The following is a 16,884-nucleotide window of genomic DNA, read 5'->3' as shown; positions in this document are numbered from 1 at the left end:
GGTTGCTTTACGCGTCGTCGGACGACGATTGATTGAGAACCAATTTGATGAGCTCACTGGCGTTCATCGCCTCGACCGCCTTGGACGGAATCGCGGGGCGAACCTCGTCGTCGTGCATCCGCGGTGGTTGTTCAGCGGGGCGCGAACCATCGATGCGAGACGAAAGAAATCCGGCGAGTGCGTTTGCTGTCGGATAATCGAATAGCAAGTTGCTTTGGAGGCGCAATCCCGAAGCGGCGGCAAGTCGATTTCGCACTTCGACCGCCAAAAGCGAATCGAGACCGAGTTCCCGGAGCGCGCGATCGGTCTGGACGGCCGCCGCCGACGGCAACCCCAACGCCGTGGCGACCTCGGTGCAAACGAGATCGAGCATGGCGCGCTCACGGCCTTTGGGTGCGAGGGACGGAAGCCCTTGCTGGAGCGTCGAGGTGTTGGTCGCCGCCCGTCGCATCGCCGCGCCGCGCGCGAGCTTGCGTGTCATGGGGGTCGCCGAGGCTGCCAACGCGGCAGGATCGGGGGTCGCGAGCACCAAGGCCGATTCGGGTCTCAGGAGCGCCGCATCGAAGAGTGCGAGTCCATCGCGGGAGGAGAGCGGACGGAATCCGCCGCGTCGCAGGCGCGAAAGGTCGGCCGCGCCCAGATGCCGTGTGAGGCCGCTTCGCTCGGACCAATAGCCCCACGCGAGCGACGTGGCCGCCAAGCCGCGTGCGGTGCGGTGATGGGCGAGGGCGTCGAGAAAGGCGTTTGCGGCGGCATAGTTGGACTGCCCCGGATTGCCGAGGACACCCGCCAGCGAGGAGAAGAGAACGAACGCCGCGAGATCGCGGTCTTTGGTGAGCTCGTGCAGATGCGCGGCGGCGTCGAGTTTGGGCGCGAAGACCGCGCCCATGCGCTCTTCCGTCATCGCATCGAGCACGCCATCGTCCAGCGTGCCTGCTGCATGAACGACCGCCGTGAGGGGATGCTCGGCTCCCATCCCATCGAGCAGCGCCCGAAGCGCTTCCCGATCGGCGACGTCGCATGCGGCCAACGTGACGCGAGCACCGGCCGCTTCCAGCTCGAGCTGCAGGTCTCGGGCCCCCGGCGCCGAGGCCCCCTGTCGAGAGACCAGCAGCAGGTGCTTTGCACCATGGGTCTTCACCAAATGCTGCGCGACGAGGGCGCCGAGCGTGCCCGTTCCCCCGGTCATGAGCACCGTGCCTTTCGGGTCGAGCCGTTGCGGGACGGTGAGTACGCATTTTCCGACGTGCGCGGCGCGGGCCAATGTGCGGAACGCCTCGGGCGCACGGCGAACGTCCCAGCACGTGATCGGCGGCGGGCGAAGCACGCCGCGATCGAAGAGCGCGCCGAGCTCGGCGAGCATCTGCTGAATGCGATCCGGCCCCGCCTCGAGAAGGTCGAAGGCGCGGTAGACGACCCCCGGGTGCTCTTCGGCGATGCGATTCGGATCGCGGATATCGGTTTTGCCCATTTCGATGAAGCGACCGCCTCGGGGCAAGAGGCGCAGTGAGGCATCCACGAACGCGTGGGCGAGGCTGTCGAGCACGACGTCGAAGCCGGCTCCCTGGGTGGATATCCGAAACTGGTGCTCGAACTCGAGGGTGCGTGACGACGCCATGTGGGGATCGTCGAACCCCAGCGTGCGCAGCGTGGTCCATTTGCCGGGGCTGGCGGTGGCAAAGACCTCCGCACCGAGATGGCGCGCGAGCTGCGTCGCGGCCATCCCGACGCCTCCCGCCGCGGCGTGAACGAGGATGCGTTCGCCGGGCGCGAGGCGCGCAAGATCGACCAACGCGTAATAGGCCGTGAGAAAGATCACGGGGACGCTCGCCGCTTGGGCGAAGGACCAGCCGGCCGGCATGCGGATCAGGGTCCGAGCATCGGCCACGGCCATCGGTCCAAAGGCGGCCGACACCACGCCCATCACACGATCGCCCACGGCAAGCGCCGTCACGTCGGGACCTACCTCGGTGACGACACCGGCAGCCTCGGTGCCGAGCGGTCCAGGGTCGTCCGGGTACATGCCCAGCGTATCCAGCACGTCGCGAAAGTTCAGCCCTGCGGCGTGCACCGCGAGGCGTACCTGGCCGCGGGCGAGCGGCGCCGTCGCCTCGGGGGACGCGATGAGCGTGAGATCTTCGATGCTCCCTTTGGTGGGGATATGCAGCCGCCAGGCGGGGACTTCGGGCGGTCGCAGGCTGTCGGTCGGGCGCGGGCGCGACAGGCGAGGAACGAGGCGGCGCCCATCGCGCAACGCGAATTGCCGTTCGTCGTCGGAGCTCGCGAGTGAATCCCGAAGGGCGTCGCGCGAAGCGTCGCTATCGTCGATGTCGATGGCGTAGAGGTGGCGGTCCGGGTTCTCCGTTTGCGCGGAGCGAACCAGACCCCAAAGCGGGGCATGGGCAAGGTCCTCGACGTCTTCGTCGCCATGGGTGGCCATGGCCCGCCGCGTGATCACAGCGAGGCGCGTCGAGGCGAATCGCTCGTCCGCGAGCCAGGTCTGCAGCAGCGCGAGTGCCCGCGCGGTGGCTCGATGCGCGGCGGCGGGGAGATCCCCTTCGGTGTGCTCCGTGAACCGCGCAACCAGGACATCCGGCGAGGCGACCCCCTGCTCGAGCGCCACCTGGAGATCGGCCAGGCTCGGGTACGGGGTACCATCGCCGAGCAGTGCCCAGTTCGCGCCGGCGTTCGCAACTGAGGCCGCGGGCGTTACCTCGCTCCAGTCGACACGGAGAAGCGCCTGATCGTGCGAGGAGGCGCGCGAGTGAAACTTTTCGGCGGAGACGGGGCGGCAGGTGAGCGCATCGATGCGGGCAAGCGGATCGCCGGCCGCATCGGCGAGCACCATCGAAACGGTGCTCCGCTCCTCGCGGTAGCGGAAGGACACCCTCGCGAGGGAGGCTCCCACGGAGCGCAGCGAAACGTCGCTCCAGGTGAAGGGGAGCACGACGTCGCCCGTGCGCTCGACGGATTCGACGGCCAGCGCATGCAACGCGGCATCGAGGAGCGCGGGATGGATGGCGAAGCGAGGTGCGTCCTTGGCGGCATCGTGGGGCAGAGCCACCTCGGCGAAGAGCTCGTCGTTGCGCCTCCACATCGCGCGCAGGCCTTGGAAATCCGGACCGTAGGAGAGCCCGCTGCGGGCGAGACGTTCGTAGACACCGTCGAGTGAAACGGGCGTCGCATCGCGGGGCGGCCAAGTACGGAGACCGCCATCGACGGACGCGGAGGCCGGGGCGAGCGTGCCGGTGGCGTGCCTCGTCCACGGAATATGCTCGTCGGAGACGAGATCGGCAGAATCCGCCGCGCGGGTGTGGACCGTCAGGGAGCGCTTGCGGTCGTTCACCGGGCCGAGCGCGAGCTGCACCCACGTCGCGCCGTGCGGGGGCAGGGCGATGGGGCTCTCCAAGGTGAGCTCTTCGATCCGGTCGAGCCCCACCCGGTGCGCCGCCGCCAGCGCAAGCTCGACGAACGCGGCACCGGGCAAAATGACCTCGCCGAAGACTTGGTGGCCGGCGAGCCAGGGCTGCTCGGCGAGGGACAGACGGCCGGTGAAGACGACGCCTTGGCCCTCGGGCAAGGGCACCGCGGCGCCAAGCAAGGGGTGATCCATGGTCGCCAACCCCGCGGAGGCCACATCGGCGCTGGTCTTGCTCACGCTCGAGGCGTCGAGCCAATGGCGTTGCCGTTGAAAGGCGTAGGTTGGCAGATCGGTGCGCCGGCCCGATGGCACGAGACGCGTCCAATCGAGGGGCAGTCCTCGCGTATGGAGTTCGCCGGCCGCGAGCAGGATCCGTCCGAAGTCGCCTTCATGGCGGCGGAGCGTTCCGACGACGACGGGCTCCGAGTCGCCTGCGTGCTCGCGGGGGCTCTGCATGGCGAGGGTGAGCACGGGATGAGGGCTCACCTCGACGAAGTAGCGAAATCCCTCACGACGCAGCGACTCGGTGACGTCGGCAAAGCGGACGGTTCGACGAAGATTCTGGAACCAATACTCGGCATCGAGCTCCGGTCCTTCGAGCGACGTCGCCGTCACGGTCGAACGCAGTGGGATCGCGCAGCGGCGTGGGGTGATGGTGGCAAGTCCCGAGACGATGTCCTCGCGGACCGCTTCGACGTGGGCCGAGTGGGAAGCGTAGTCGACCTGCACCTTTCGCGCGAACACGCCGGACTCGAGGTTCTCCAAGAACGCATCGACGGCATCGGAATCGCCGGAGACGAGGGTGGCGGTGGGGCCATTGATGGCGGCGACGGCCAGCCGGTCCCCGAAGGGGGCCAGGTTGGAACGCAGCTCGGCGACGCTCGACTCGACGGAAGCCATGGCGCCAGCGCCGGCCAGACGCCTGAGCGCGCGACTGCGCCATGCGACGATCTTGGCCGCATCCTCGAGGGAGAGCGCGCCTGCGACGTGGGCGGCGGCGATCTCGCCCTGACTATGGCCCACGACCGCGTCGGGCTCGACGCCGAGCGATCGCCAAAGGGCGGCGAGTGAGACCATGACGGCGAACAGGGCCGGCTGGACCACGTCGACACGATCGAGCGACGGGGCGCCGTCTTCGCCGCGGAGCACGGCGAGAAGTGACCAGTCGATGTGCGGCGCGAGGGCTCGTTCGCACGCCTCGAGGTGCTGGCGAAAGAGCGGTGAGGTTCGGAGGAGCTCGACGGCCATGCCAGGCCATTGCGATCCCTGCCCGGGAAAGACGAAGACGACCTTGCTGCCCGCCGCGCTACGTCCAACCGCGGCGCGAGGGAATGGGCGTCCCTCCGCGAGCGCATCGAGGGCGTCGAGGAGCTGAGCGCGCTCGTTCGCAACGAAGCTGGCGCGATGCTCGAAGTGGGTCCGCGTGGTGGCGAGGGAAAAGGCGAGATCCTCCAACGCGCGATCGGCATGTCCCGCCACGTGATCGCGGAGGAGTGCGGCCTGGGCACGGAGCGCGGCCTCGGTTTTCCCGGAGATGGGAAACAACATGCCCCGCACGGGCGAGGGCTCCACCCGCAGCTGCGCACCGTGCGCGACGAGGGTGTCCAGCGATGCGAGGAGGCTTTCCCGCTCCTCTTCGTCGCGGTGGCACGACGCGACCGCAGCCCCGCTCACCGAACCGGCCGCAATCATCGCTTGGATGGACCGCACGAGAACGGGGTGCGGGCCGAGCTCGACGAAGAGGGCAGGCCCCTCGGATCCCAGGCGCTCCACGGCCTGCTGGAACCGCACCGGCTCCTGCAGGTTCCTGACCCAGTAGCGCGGACCACATTCGCTGCCCGCGAGGTCCTCGCCGCCGAGCACCGTCGAGACCATGCGCACGGTGGCAGGGCAGGGGGTCAATCCGGCGAGCCGCGCCGAAAGCTCGCCCTCCAAAGCCTTCATCGCCGGGCTGTGCGACGCATAATCGACATCGATCCGTGCCGCGCGTAGCCCGTCCGCGTCCAGTCGGAGCAGCGCGCGCTCGATGGCGGAGACCTCGCCACTCAGCACCGTGGCGGCAGGCCCGCTATGCGCCGCGACGACCAGCCCGTCTTCACCTGCGGCGCGCAGGGCGTCGCCGGCAGGTAGCGCGACGGAGAGCATGCCACCGGGTGGCGCCTTGTCGTAGAGAAGCGCGCTGCGTACGCAGACGATCCGCGCGGCATCCTCCAGCGACAGGATCCCGGCAAGATGGGCCGCCGCCATCTCGCCTTGGCTGAAGCCCACCAAGGCGTCGGGGCGAATCCCCCAACTCTCCCAGAGCCGGGCCATGGCGACCTGCATCGCAAAGAGGACCGGCTGCACGACATCCGTTCTTCCCAGTCCCGTGGTGCCCGTGAGTCGTTCGAGGACGCTCCATCCCGTGTGCGCTCGAATGGCGCGATCGCAGGCTTCGAGCGCAAACCGAAAGACGGCTTCCTCGCGCAGCAGCGCCACCCCCATGCCCGACCACTGACCGCCTTGCCCAGGGCACACGAACACGATGCGCGGCGGCACGGAGGGCACGGGCGGGCGGGCCTCCCGCCAGACGTCGGCCGGGCGACGGGGGGCGGGATATCCGCGCACGACGAGGTGACAATTCGTGCCTCCGAAGCCGAACGAACTCACCCCGGCGATCCGCGGATCCCCCGAATCCGAGTCCTTGGAATCGGCATCGTCCATGCTCGGCCACGGTTCCAGCGTGCTTTGCACCTCGAGCCGCAGCGACTCGAAGTCGATATGTGGATTGGCCGTCTCGAAATGAAGATTCGGCGGGAGCCGATCGTGCTCGAGCGCGAGCAGGACCTTGAGCAGCCCGGCAATCCCCGCGGCGGCCTCGGTGTGCCCCAAGTTGGTCTTCACCGACCCGATGCGCAGCGGCCGATCGGCGCGCCGGCCTGCGCCGAGCACCTTCCCGAGTGCGCCGGCCTCGATGGGATCGCCCAGCAGCGTTCCCGGTCCGTGCGTTTCGACGTACGCCACCTTTCGTGGCGCGATGCGCGCGCGCGCATACGCCGTGCGCAGCATCTGCTCCTGCGCTTTCGGATTGGGCGCGGTGAGGCCATTGGAGAAACCATCGTTGTTGACCGCGCTCGCGAGCACGACACCGCGAATCCGGTCGCGGTCCGCGATCGCGCGCGACAACCTTTTCAGCACGACCAAGCCGCCGCCTTCGCCGCGCACATAGCCGTCGGCGCGCAGGTCGAACGCTTTGCATCGCCCGTCGGTCGAGAGCGCACCGAATTTCGTCATCGCGATGGTGCTCAGCGGCGAGAGCACCAGGTGCACGCCGCCCGCCAGTGCCACCTCCGATTCCCCGTCCCGCAGGCTCTGGCACGCCAGGTGAACCGCGACGAGGGACGAGGAGCACGCCGTGTTGATGGACATCGCCGGGCCTTGCAGACCGAACGTGTACGCAACGCGCGCCGCGATGATGCTCGTGTCATGGCCGGTGGCGGTGTGCTGCTCGATCCGCTCGGGCTCCGTTCCGAACATGCGCGCGTAGTCGCTACCCATGACCCCGACGAACACGCCCGTAGCGCTCGACTGGAGTGCCTCGGGAAGCGTCGCGGCGTCCTCCAGCGCTTCCCACGCAAGCTCGAGAAGCAAGCGCTGCTGCGGGTCCATCTGCATGGCCTCGCGTGGCGAGATGCCGAAAAACTCTGCATCGAAGCGATCGACGCCATCGACGAAGCCCCCCCGCCGGGTGTTCATTTTTCCGGGCGTGGTCCGGTCTGCGTCGAAAAATGCATCGACGTTCCAGCGATCCGCGGGCACGTCGGAGATGGCATCGCCCCCGCGTTCGAGCAGCTGCCAGAACGATTCCAACGAACGGACCCCGCCGGCAAACCGGCACGAGGCGCCCACGATGGCGATCGGCTCCTCGGCATTCCGCGCCCGCGCCAGGGGAATGGGCTCTTCTCCCGCCGCACCATGGTCCGCCGCCGTCGGAGACACGAGATGCCGGGCGACCGCCTCCACGGTGGCGTATTCCCAAAAGAGGGTTACCGGGAGAGGCCGCTGCAACCGTTGCCCGAGTCGGGCGATGATGGCGGTCGCGTGCGCGGAATCCAAACCGAGTTGCTTGAATCGTGTGCGCACGTCGATTCGCTCGACACCCACATCGAGCGCCGCGGCCAGCTCGCGGCATAACCATGCCTCGACGCCAGAAGTATCCATTGCAGGCGCAGGGCTCTCGTTTCGCGGGCCATTCATTGGTTCCATTGCGATATCTCCCGATTCAGAGCCAATGCGTCGCCCTCTCCAATCTGCTTACGCAGCGAGGGGCGAGTTCATTTGAAGTTCGGCTCTGGGCACGTCGCGCCAGTGACGTGGCGGAATAGTTACATCGACGAGCCGGCGCGCCGCATAGGCAGCGTCACGCGCCACGAGGCGACATCGCTTATCGATGATTCAATGAATTGGATTGTCGCTACATCGTAATGAATCGGGCGACGAAAGGCCGAGTTGATTCGGCTACTTCGGGAAACGCAAAGCCTCGAGCTCGCGCAGGATCGCGTCGACGTCCGCGTGCTCCTTTGGCGTCTTCGCGTATCGGCGCGCGAGCTCGAGGTGCTCCTTGCCGCGGGGTTGGTCACCCGCGCGCCAGAATACCTGACCGAGGTTGAAGTGCTGTTCGTGGCTCTCGCCGATCGCGCGGGCGACGATCTCGGCGTGTTCACGCGCACGCTCGACGGCACCGCACATCGAGAGCGCAAACGCATAAGCAAGGCGGTATCCCACATTGTCGGGTGCCCCGGCAACGATCCGGGCCAGGTCGTCCAAGGCGGCCTGCCGGCCCGCGCCGGAGCCCTTCATGGCGGCCACCACCAGCTCGTCCGCCCGCGCCTGACGTTGTCGAACGAAATCATTGTCCTTCGCGTCGGCCGCCGATTCGGCAACGATCGAAAGCAGCCGCGACTGCGGTGCGATGCGCTCCAGCTTTTCAAGCGCCGCATCGAGACGCGCGTGCGGGCCGGTTCGCAGATAACAGGCAATGAGGTACTCGAGGACGGTTACGTCACTCGGAAACGCGGCGTGCCCGTCTTCGAGGACGGCAATGGCTTCATCCAGTGCGCCCTGCAGGGGTTCGAGCTTCTCTTCACGGAGCAGATGCCTCCCTAGAGCGGCATAGTCCTCGGGGCGTTCGCGGCGCGCGACGGCGCTTCGGAGGGCTTCCATTTGATGTTCGCGAAGCGCTCTTGCGTCCGGGGTAAGGCCGAGCATCTCCTCGTAGCCTCTCAGCTGTTCCTGCGCGCTCCGGCGAATGTCCGGACTGCTGCCCTTCTCGGCGAGAAGACTCAAATGGTGTCGGCATCCCGCGACTTCTTGCGCCTGGGACAGCGATATGGCCAGGTTCATTCGATACGCGTCACCATTCGGGTGCGCTCGAACGAGGCGCTCGAAGATGGGCCGTGCGATGGAATGCTGCCCTGCTCGCGAATACGCAATGCCCGCCGTATTCCAATGGTCTGCGTCTTTCGTCATTTCCGCGCGCTTGCGCAATGCCATGAGCGCTCGTTCGCGCTCGTCATCCGTCCCATGCTCGACGCGCTCGAGGAGCGCCTGGGCATCTGGATCGCTGCGCGCGTGAGTGAACGTCATCCTGAACTCGGACATGCCCGTACCCTCTCATGCCAGCACAGCATAGGACTGTCTGTCTGCACACGTTGAATGCGAATCGGCGCGCCGCTGGCGCAGTTCGTCCTAGAACGTCGCCCCCCCGTGTGCCGCGCTGGCACCGAGTGTGCTTGAACGTGGGACGGATGTCGCTATGACTTCGCTTGCGGGCAACGCGCAGCTAGGGGCCGTGCGCGGTCGATGTGTCGGGAAGGAGACCGACGCATGAAGACGCGGGCATGGGCTTGCATCCAGAATGGGATGGCGAGCCTCTCCCTTCCCGCGCCGGAGGGAGGAAAAGTGAAGGTCGTCTACCCTCTCATCTTTTCCCCACGCGGCGACTAAGTCAGACCGTCGCCCAGGGCGGACCCTCGCTCCAAAGCCAAATGGCCGTGGTTCCATATGCAAGTATCACGGCCGGGAAGTAGGCGCGGTCATTGAATGGCTCCAGCCACGCGAGCCCCGCATATCCGCCGAGGATGCGCGCCAGCACGGTTGTCCCATAGAGACTCCATCCCAGCGCCGGCACGCGAACCTTCCACCGAGGCTCCGTTCCAAGCGCGAATGCAAAGCAGATGACGGCCACGAGAAGCACGAGCAGCAGTGGGAAGTAGAGTGCCGTGACGATGCCGTCCCACTGAATGGTGCGTTCCAGGAGTTGCTGCTCGAGCGCATCGTCGGTCGCCACGCGATAGGCACGTGCCCATTGCAGGCTGACGACGAAAAGATCGATCGAGCGATACCAAAGCTCCAGCGCGACCCAGAGTACCGCAAAGGGAAGCCCGAGCAGTACGGCTCCTGGTGAACTTCTCACCCGATGGGCGGCGATGGCCACGAAGACCACCATGCCCATCAGGATGGCCAATAGGATGAGGGTTGCGCGGAGCAGGTCGATGGTCTCACACCGAATGAGAAGCGCCTGCGCCGGCGATGGATGGGCGGGAAAATGGCCCAGGATGACCTGTTGCACACCTGCCGCAAGCACGTAGATGAATGCGCAGGCCGCGCCAAGGTGCGAGAGCCGAAGGCGCGATTGCTCGAACCTCTCGCGAAAGTGTTCCACGGTCGATTCCCTTGCGCGTCGATTAGCGGTGGTCGCTTGCGGGCATATGGCTCTCGAACCAATCCAGCATGGGCTTTGGCCGCCGCTGGAATTCGAGGTAGCCATCCCAGCGGGCCGATGTTTCACGGATCCAGTGGAGCTTTTTGTCGGCCACGGGAATGTTGTCGAACATGGTCTGCACGTCGCTGGGCTTGGTCAGCACGTCGTCGTGAACCTGGTAGAGGAAGGTCGGGACGCACACGCTCTTGGCCCAGTCTTTCGTATCCCTGGCCGCGAATCCAATGCCCGTGCGACGCAGGACGTACGTGTCCAAGTCCTCGATGCGCTCGGCCGGTACGCCCGCGCGCACGAGGAGCTGTTCGGAAATGGTTTTCGGCGTGACCGGCTGCGGCCCGAGCAAACAGCGTACGCCGTCGAAAGCTTGCGGCTCCTTGGTCATCGCATGGAACGTGGCATTGCAACCCAGGCATCGGCTGAAGAGCGCCATGCGCATGCCGCGCGTGTCTTTGCGATCGCGTGCGTACCGCAACGAGCCGAGGACATCGCGCGATTCGAAGATTCCGCTCGAGGCGATGCCGCCGTTGGCGGCGCCACTGAGCCCGGCGTTGCGCAAGTCGTAGGCGAGAACGTTGTAGCCGGCGTCGTGCAAGATTTTGTAGTCCACGACGAAGTCCACCTCGGCGGTGTTGCCGCTCGGACCCCAGATGGACTTCCACGGCTCGAGGTGCGTGGGCAGCCCGGCGCGGGTGAACCCCATAGGGTGATTGGCGATGATGAGGCGGTCGGAGCCCGGGGCGGGGATGAACCACCCCTCGAGGGGCACGCCGTCCAGAGAAGGGAAGGAGACGTCTTCGTAGCTCAGTCCGTGCTCCGACGGCGAATGCAGAATGGGCGATCGAAGCTGCAGACCATATCGGTCGGCCATTCCCTGCAAGATGCGGTCAATCTGCTCTTCGGTGAGATGCATGCAACGCAGAATGCACGTTCGTCGTCGATGCGGCCAACGCATCTTCGTCATCGTTACAATGATTTTGTGTCATCATGCGCTCATGGACGCGCGGTTGCTCGGTGGGCTCGAAGTTCTGGCGGCGGTTGCAAACGCGAAAAGCTTCGTTCACGCAAGCGAAGCGCTCGGGTTGACGCAGTCCGGTGTCAGTCGGGCGATTGCGCGGCTCGAAGCGCGGGTAGGGGTGCGCCTCTTCGACCGCACGCCGCGCTCGGTCGAGCTCACCGACGAAGGGCGCCGCTTCTATGCGCAGGTCATGCCGCTGTACGCGGGCATCGAAGAAACGGTGAACGAGATCGGCCGCGCGCGTTCCACACCGCGAGGGCGGCTGCGGGTCAACACGGATTCGGCGGCCGTGCGCCTGCTGCTCGCGCCGCTCATGGGCGCGTTTCTGCGCGCGCACCCGGAAGTGACGGTCGAATTGGTGGTGCGCGATCGGTTGCCGGACCTCGTCGCCGAGGGCTTCGACGTGGCGGTTCGGTTTGGCGACCCGGAGCCATCATCGGCCATTGCCCGTCGCCTGCTCGAAACGCGCATTCTCACGTGTGCCGCACCGGCCTACTTGGCGCGCCACGGAACGCCGAAGCACCCGCGCGAGCTCGGTCATGGGCGACGCGAATGCATTCTGTTTCGCGATCCGACGACGGGCCGCCCCTTCTCGTGGGAATTTCACCGTGGAGGTCGGATCCTGCGTGTGCCCGTCTCGGGGCAATTCACGGTGAATGATCTCGCGACGGGCTTATCCATGTGCACCGAGGGGTTCGGGATCGCCCAATTCTTCGAGCTTGGACTCGATGATCTCTTGCAATCGGGGGCACTCGTCGAGCTATTCCCGAATTGGGCGGAGGAGCGGTTTCCCGTCTACAGCCTCCACCCGTCGCGGCATCTGCCCTCGGCCAAGGTGCGAGCCTTCGTGGACTTCCTCGCCTCGTCGCTTCGCACGAAAACCTAGCTCGCGCCGTGTCCCATCAAAGCGGCTTCTCGGCTTTGACGACGATCGACGCCCCGCGGCGAACGCCGAGCGTCACCGTGGAGCCTTCCGGCGCTTCGGCGAGTGTATGGTACATGTATCCGAGAGCGCCCACCACGTCTTGCCCCTCGACCGAGACGATCTCGTCGCCCATGACGAGCCCCGCTTTCGCGGCCGGGCCGTTCGGCCGCACGGTGCTCACCATGAACCGCGTTTGCTCGAGATCGGCGTCGGGGGGCATTTCCTGGATGAGAAAACCGAGGTCGCCGCCTTTGCCGAATCCCTTCGTCCGACGCCGCGGAGCGCGGAGCGGCGGTGCTTCATGGCTTTGGCCGGCCTCGAGGGTAAGCGGCACCTCCGCAAAGCCGTATTCGGATACCGCATAGTCTCCCGGAAAGGCATACAGGTTTACGCGGCCCGGCGGACAATGCTGGATCTCGAAGCGGCCGTCCGCATCGGTCACATTCTTTCGGTCCCCCTCGTCCATCACGCCCATCGGCCGTCCACGTCCGCCCTTGGCCGCTTCCACGAACACGACCATCCTCGCGATGGGCTGCCCGCTGTCGAACGCCACGACGCGGCCTCGGAGCGATGCGCCTCCTTCGAGCGTCAACGCGAGCCCGTCGTACTTCTCTCCCTGTGCGAGCGGAACTTGTGCGAGGGCGCGCCCCTCGGTGGCCTCGGCGGAGACCTCGAAGTCGCCGGGTGGCAAATCGCGCATCTTGAACGCCCCGCCGGTTCGGAAGAACGACTCCTGCCGCTCGAAGCCCTTCTTCTTGTCGACGACCGCCACGGTGAACCGCTCGGGGGGCTTTCCTCGGGCGCCGGTGACGGTTCCCGCGATGGAGCTCGCCCGGCGGATCGTCAGGGTGACGTTGCCGCCCACTTGCACTTCCTTGGCCACCGCCTCGCCGCCGCCCTTTCGGTGGGCGCGCACCGTATACGTTCCGGGGGAAAGCTTCTTGACCGTGAATTTGCCGTCGAGATCCGTCAGCGCGGGCGTCTCATGGTTCCACTCCCACCGCGTCTCGCGTTCCGCATCCCCCGGAGACCGGCCCGCGCTGTCCGATTCGCGCGCGGCTTCGATGAAGGCGTCGGTCACCGGTTGGCCGCCGTCATCCACCACGCGCCCGCGGATTTCACCGCGCTGGGCCTCCACCACGAGCTTCGCGCGCGTCGTGCTTCGAACGCGCACCGTCACCAGGATGCCCTGCACGTCGTCGTCTTTCGTTCCGGGCGCTCGCACGGCCCCCCACCAACGATGGGTGGCCCGCAAACGGTATTCACCTGGGTGCAGGCTCTTGAGCACGAAGGTTCCATCGTCCAGCGCGAACGTCTCGCCCCCGAGGTCGAAGCGGTCGCCCTGCGCTTCGACGCGTAGCTTCGGAACGGGGGCGCCGGTGCCATCGACGACGGTTCCCTCGATGGATCCGCTGGCAGGGAGCACGATGCGAAGGCCGTCGATGTTGCGATCGACCTTCACCTCCAAAGGCTCTTTCATCGCCGTGGTTCCTTGGTCGTCCACGTGCACCCGGTACGTCGCCGGCGCGAGGCCTCGCAGGCGAAACGCACCGTCCTTCTCCGACCTCGCGTCTTTCCAGGCGACCCGCGCACGCGGATCGCGCCCCTGGCCAACCGTTTGCGCCAAGACCGTTGCTCCAGCAACGGGTTGGCCCGTGGCGTCCACGATCTTGCCCTGCACGGTGAATCCCGACTTCACGTTCCACGTGGCCCCCGTCACGTCTTCGGTGGCCACGGTGATCGGCGGGTAGCTGTCCTCGAGTGCGGCATCGGGGCACGTGATGGCGACGTCGTAGCGACCTGGCAGTACGCCTTCGATCCGCACGTGCCCATCGTGGTCCGGCTTCGCACCGCGTCGTTCGCCGGTGGTGACCTCGACCAAGTCCACCGAGCCTTCGCTGCAGGCCGGAGCCTTGCTGTCCGCGAGCTCGACGCGGCCGCTCACCAGGAGCGCCGGATGCACCTCGATGATCACTTCGCTCGAGGACTCGCCCACGCCGAGAAGAACGCTCTCGCGGGCGATTCCCCAGCGGTGCGCGCTCCGTGCTTCCGGCTTGTAGCGCCCGGGCTCGAGCCCCGAAATGCGAAAGTGCCCTTCCGCGTCGGTGAGCGCCGTGGCCCGCTCGGCCGAGACGCGCGCCCCTGCCACCGGGGTATCCGTTCCAGCCTCCACGACGCGGCCCTCCAATACGGATTCGGGCGTCAGCGATATTTCGATGAACTGGCCCGGGGCGATTCCCTCCGCGGAGCCTTCCGTGTAGCCCGCCGCCGTGGCGCGCGCTTCGATCCGTCCCGGTGCGGCCCAGGCCACCCACTCGCCCTTGGCATCGCTCTCGGCGACCGATTCGTTGCCCACGGTCACCACCGCGCCCGTGATGATGCCACCGGCAATGTCATTGACCCGGCCGCGCACCTCGACGCCGCCTGGAAGCAAAACGACGTCGACGCCGTCGCGCGTTTCGCCAGCCGCCAACTCGAGGGTGTGGCCGCCCGTCGTGGGATCCCGCCATCGTCCCGGTCGGTATCGCGGCGCCGATGCGCTGATTTCGTAGTTCGCCACGAGGAGCCCCTCGATGCGGTAGCGCCCATCGGCACCGCTCGTTGCACAGTGGGGCGTCCGCGTTTCGGCCGAGACGAGGCGCTCCGACGATGCAAACGCGCAAACCGAGGCCCCCGCGATGGGCTTCGACGTGGGATCGGTGACTTTGCCCGCGAGAATGGCGCGGGCCAAGGCCGCGTCGCTGCTTGGTTCGTCGGGCGGAAGCATGTCCCCCGAACGGGTGACCGATTCGACGCCCGCGGCGTCCGCCACGTGCGCCACGCCTCGGGCTGCGCGATGGCGAAAGGCCAACCATGCCGCCAGGGCCATGACGAGCACGACCAGTGCCCAAGGAAGCCGTCGGATCGGGGATGCGCGCATGCTCTCGAAGGGAAGACGCCTGGAGGGCGCCTACCGTGCAGTCGTCGTGAGCGATTTTTCGAGTGGCCCGCTCAGAATGCGACGGTTGCCGAGCGCAGGCTCGCCTGCCAAGAATCGTCGTGTGCCGTTCCGGTGATGCGCAGCATACCGTCGAACGCGGCACGTACATGACCGCGCACGGGGATTCGCATTTCGACATCCTCGTGACCGCCGCCGGCCAAGGCCATGGGGCCTTTGTGCGGAAAGCCGGCCTCGATGCGCACGCCCGTATCGCGTTCGAGGAAAGGCGGATCGTCGTTGTCGAGCAGCACGGTCAGCGTTCGTGTTCCCGGGTTCGCGAATCGAATCGCGGCCCGCCCCGGAGTTTTCCCCGGCACGAGCTCGAGCCGAAGCGCGGCACGCGGCGACGCGCGTGTGGCCGCAACGGCGTCGTTGACGTGCCGAACGAAGTCCGCACCCACCGTCGACGGCAGCGGCGAAGTCCATTCCGCAGCGCGCGCACCGCTGCGTAGTTTGGCGTGGATCGTGGGCATGTCGGGCCTTGCCCCCTGCGCAGATGCCTTGGGAAAGGTGCCCTCGAGGGTGCGCACCGCGTCGGCCGAGAGGCAGGCAGCAAACTCGCCGACGGCATCGCCGGGGGCGGGGGCCTCGCGACGAAGGGTCACGGCGCTGTTGCCGTCCACGAACAATGTCACCGGGGCCGGCGGAAAGCCGGAGCCGATCACGACCTCGAGATGAACGTCCGGCGCAGGCTCCCCGCATCCGCCCTTCGGGTCCATGGCCGGAGGCGCGGCGTCGCCCGTGCTCGACGGCGCGGGCAGCTCCGTTCGTGCACGAGGCGCGCTGGCCTCTTCGCGCGGGGCCGACGACGTCGTGGTCACACCGCGGCCTCGATCGCAGCCCGCGCACGCAAACACCGCCATCAACCATGCCGCGGTCTTCATGGAATTTCCACGACCACGTCGGGCGAAATCGCGCAGCCGCGGAACCGGCGCCGGCCGGCCACGGACCCCGGCTGGGCGTAGGTGGAATAGAGCACGTGGAAACGGTATATGCCCGGACCCGTCGTACAAAGAGCCGTTCCCGCGACCGTGTCGCTTCCACCGGCTGCAAGCCAGCGCAGAGGCGCACCGTCACGCCCGTCACGCATGCCGCGCGTGTCGATAGGCGCCGTCAAATACGTGATGGGCAGAGGGCTCTCGTTGGGGCGGACGGGCATCTGCCTTCCGTATCGAAGGAGGAGCCCTTCGTAGGGGGCATCCTCGTCATCGTACGCGAGCGACGAAGGGGCGGGGAGCCACAGGCCTTCGGTCCCGGCATTTCGCAGGGCAACGCTCGCATTCACCGCCGCGTCCCCGCGCCCCACGGGGCCAAGCTGGAGCTGCGCGTCGAGCGTCGCGACCGGGTGCTGCCGCACCAGCTCTTTGATCCGACCAAGTTCCGCCAAGAGTTCTTGCGCCGCTGCGCGTGTTTGCGGCTGCGAGCCGCCGAGATGCCAGCGATGCTCCGAGCCGCCGAGCACCATCGATAGGGATAATTGCATATCGTGAAGCCCGGCGCGGCCTTGCCCGAGAGCCTCGAAATCCGTGCGCGCGAGCCTTTGGAGCAATCGAGAAATATCTCCCTCGGAAAGTCGCGCGCGGAATTCCCCGACCGGCTCGCCGCCCAAGTCCGCGGCCGAACGCAGCGTCGTGAGCTTTGCGTCCCCGGTGCCTTCGAGCAAGAGCGTCTCGTGCCAAATCGGCGGGGAAATTGCGGCAAATTCGAGTCCGAAGCCGCCGAGTAGTGGCGTGTCTCCTCGAAGGGCGAGCTCGATGGTCGTTCTTAGCGTATCCATGCCAGG

The 16,884-nt window shown here is 67.0% G+C and carries 8 protein-coding genes; 1 reads left to right on the top strand and 7 read right to left on the bottom strand.

Features of this window, described 5'->3' with window-relative positions:
- Positions 1 to 7 precede the first annotated feature (7 nt).
- The 4 genes from LVJ94_21525 to LVJ94_21510 form a co-directional block, all read right to left on the bottom strand.
- Positions 8 to 7,621 (bottom strand): SDR family NAD(P)-dependent oxidoreductase, encoded by a 7,614-nt coding sequence (locus LVJ94_21525; protein ID WXB09798.1) that lies wholly within the window; start codon positions 7,619 to 7,621, stop codon positions 8 to 10.
- Positions 7,622 to 7,918: 297 nt separating this feature from the next.
- A complete protein-coding gene (locus LVJ94_21520) occupies positions 7,919 to 9,061 on the bottom strand; it encodes a hypothetical protein (protein WXB09797.1) in 1,143 nt (380 codons plus the stop codon).
- Between the two features lie 346 nt (positions 9,062 to 9,407).
- Positions 9,408 to 10,124 carry a hypothetical protein gene (locus LVJ94_21515; GenBank protein ID WXB09796.1) on the bottom strand — a complete coding sequence of 239 codons (717 nt, stop codon included), beginning with the start codon at positions 10,122 to 10,124 and terminating at the stop codon, positions 9,408 to 9,410.
- Positions 10,125 to 10,146: 22 nt separating this feature from the next.
- Positions 10,147 to 11,091: a lysophospholipase gene (locus LVJ94_21510; GenBank protein ID WXB09795.1), complete on the bottom strand. Its 945-nt coding sequence runs from the start codon at positions 11,089 to 11,091 to the stop codon at positions 10,147 to 10,149.
- A gap of 82 nt (positions 11,092 to 11,173) precedes the next feature.
- On the opposite strand from LVJ94_21510, the gene LVJ94_21505 reads away from it, so the two are divergent.
- A complete protein-coding gene (locus tag LVJ94_21505; protein ID WXB09794.1) occupies positions 11,174 to 12,082 on the top strand; it encodes a LysR family transcriptional regulator in 909 nt (302 codons plus the stop codon).
- 16 nt (positions 12,083 to 12,098) lie between these two features.
- Here LVJ94_21505 and LVJ94_21500 read toward each other — a convergent pair whose 3' ends face one another.
- From LVJ94_21500 to LVJ94_21490, 3 genes are all read right to left on the bottom strand, one after another.
- Positions 12,099 to 15,041, bottom strand: coding sequence for a carboxypeptidase regulatory-like domain-containing protein (locus tag LVJ94_21500; protein ID WXB09793.1), 2,943 nt, complete (start codon positions 15,039 to 15,041; stop codon positions 12,099 to 12,101).
- 71 nt (positions 15,042 to 15,112) lie between these two features.
- Complete coding sequence (locus LVJ94_21495) at positions 15,113 to 15,985, bottom strand: hypothetical protein (protein ID WXB09792.1); 873 nt, start codon at positions 15,983 to 15,985, stop codon at positions 15,113 to 15,115.
- Positions 15,982 to 16,878 carry a hypothetical protein gene (locus LVJ94_21490; GenBank protein WXB09791.1) on the bottom strand — a complete coding sequence of 299 codons (897 nt, stop codon included), beginning with the start codon at positions 16,876 to 16,878 and terminating at the stop codon, positions 15,982 to 15,984. Before LVJ94_21490 ends, LVJ94_21495 begins: the two co-directional genes overlap by 4 nt.
- Positions 16,879 to 16,884 lie beyond the last annotated feature (6 nt).

This window comes from Sorangiineae bacterium MSr11367, from assembly GCA_037157805.1.
In the GTDB taxonomy this organism is placed as follows: Bacteria; Myxococcota_A; Polyangia; order Polyangiales; family Polyangiaceae; genus Pendulispora; species Pendulispora rubella.
This window is presented reverse-complemented; position numbering and strand designations above follow the sequence as displayed.

Coding starts and splice junctions, on each gene's coding strand:
- LVJ94_21525 (WXB09798.1), bottom strand. CDS start 7,621: ATGGATACTTCTGGCGTCGAGGCATGGTTATGCCGCGAGCTGGCCGCG.
- LVJ94_21505 (WXB09794.1), top strand. CDS start 11,174: ATGGACGCGCGGTTGCTCGGTGGGCTCGAAGTTCTGGCGGCGGTTGCA.
- LVJ94_21520 (WXB09797.1), bottom strand. CDS start 9,061: ATGTCCGAGTTCAGGATGACGTTCACTCACGCGCGCAGCGATCCAGAT.
- LVJ94_21495 (WXB09792.1), bottom strand. CDS start 15,985: ATGAAGACCGCGGCATGGTTGATGGCGGTGTTTGCGTGCGCGGGCTGC.
- LVJ94_21500 (WXB09793.1), bottom strand. CDS start 15,041: ATGCGCGCATCCCCGATCCGACGGCTTCCTTGGGCACTGGTCGTGCTC.
- LVJ94_21490 (WXB09791.1), bottom strand. CDS start 16,878: ATGGATACGCTAAGAACGACCATCGAGCTCGCCCTTCGAGGAGACACG.
- LVJ94_21510 (WXB09795.1), bottom strand. CDS start 11,091: ATGCATCTCACCGAAGAGCAGATTGACCGCATCTTGCAGGGAATGGCC.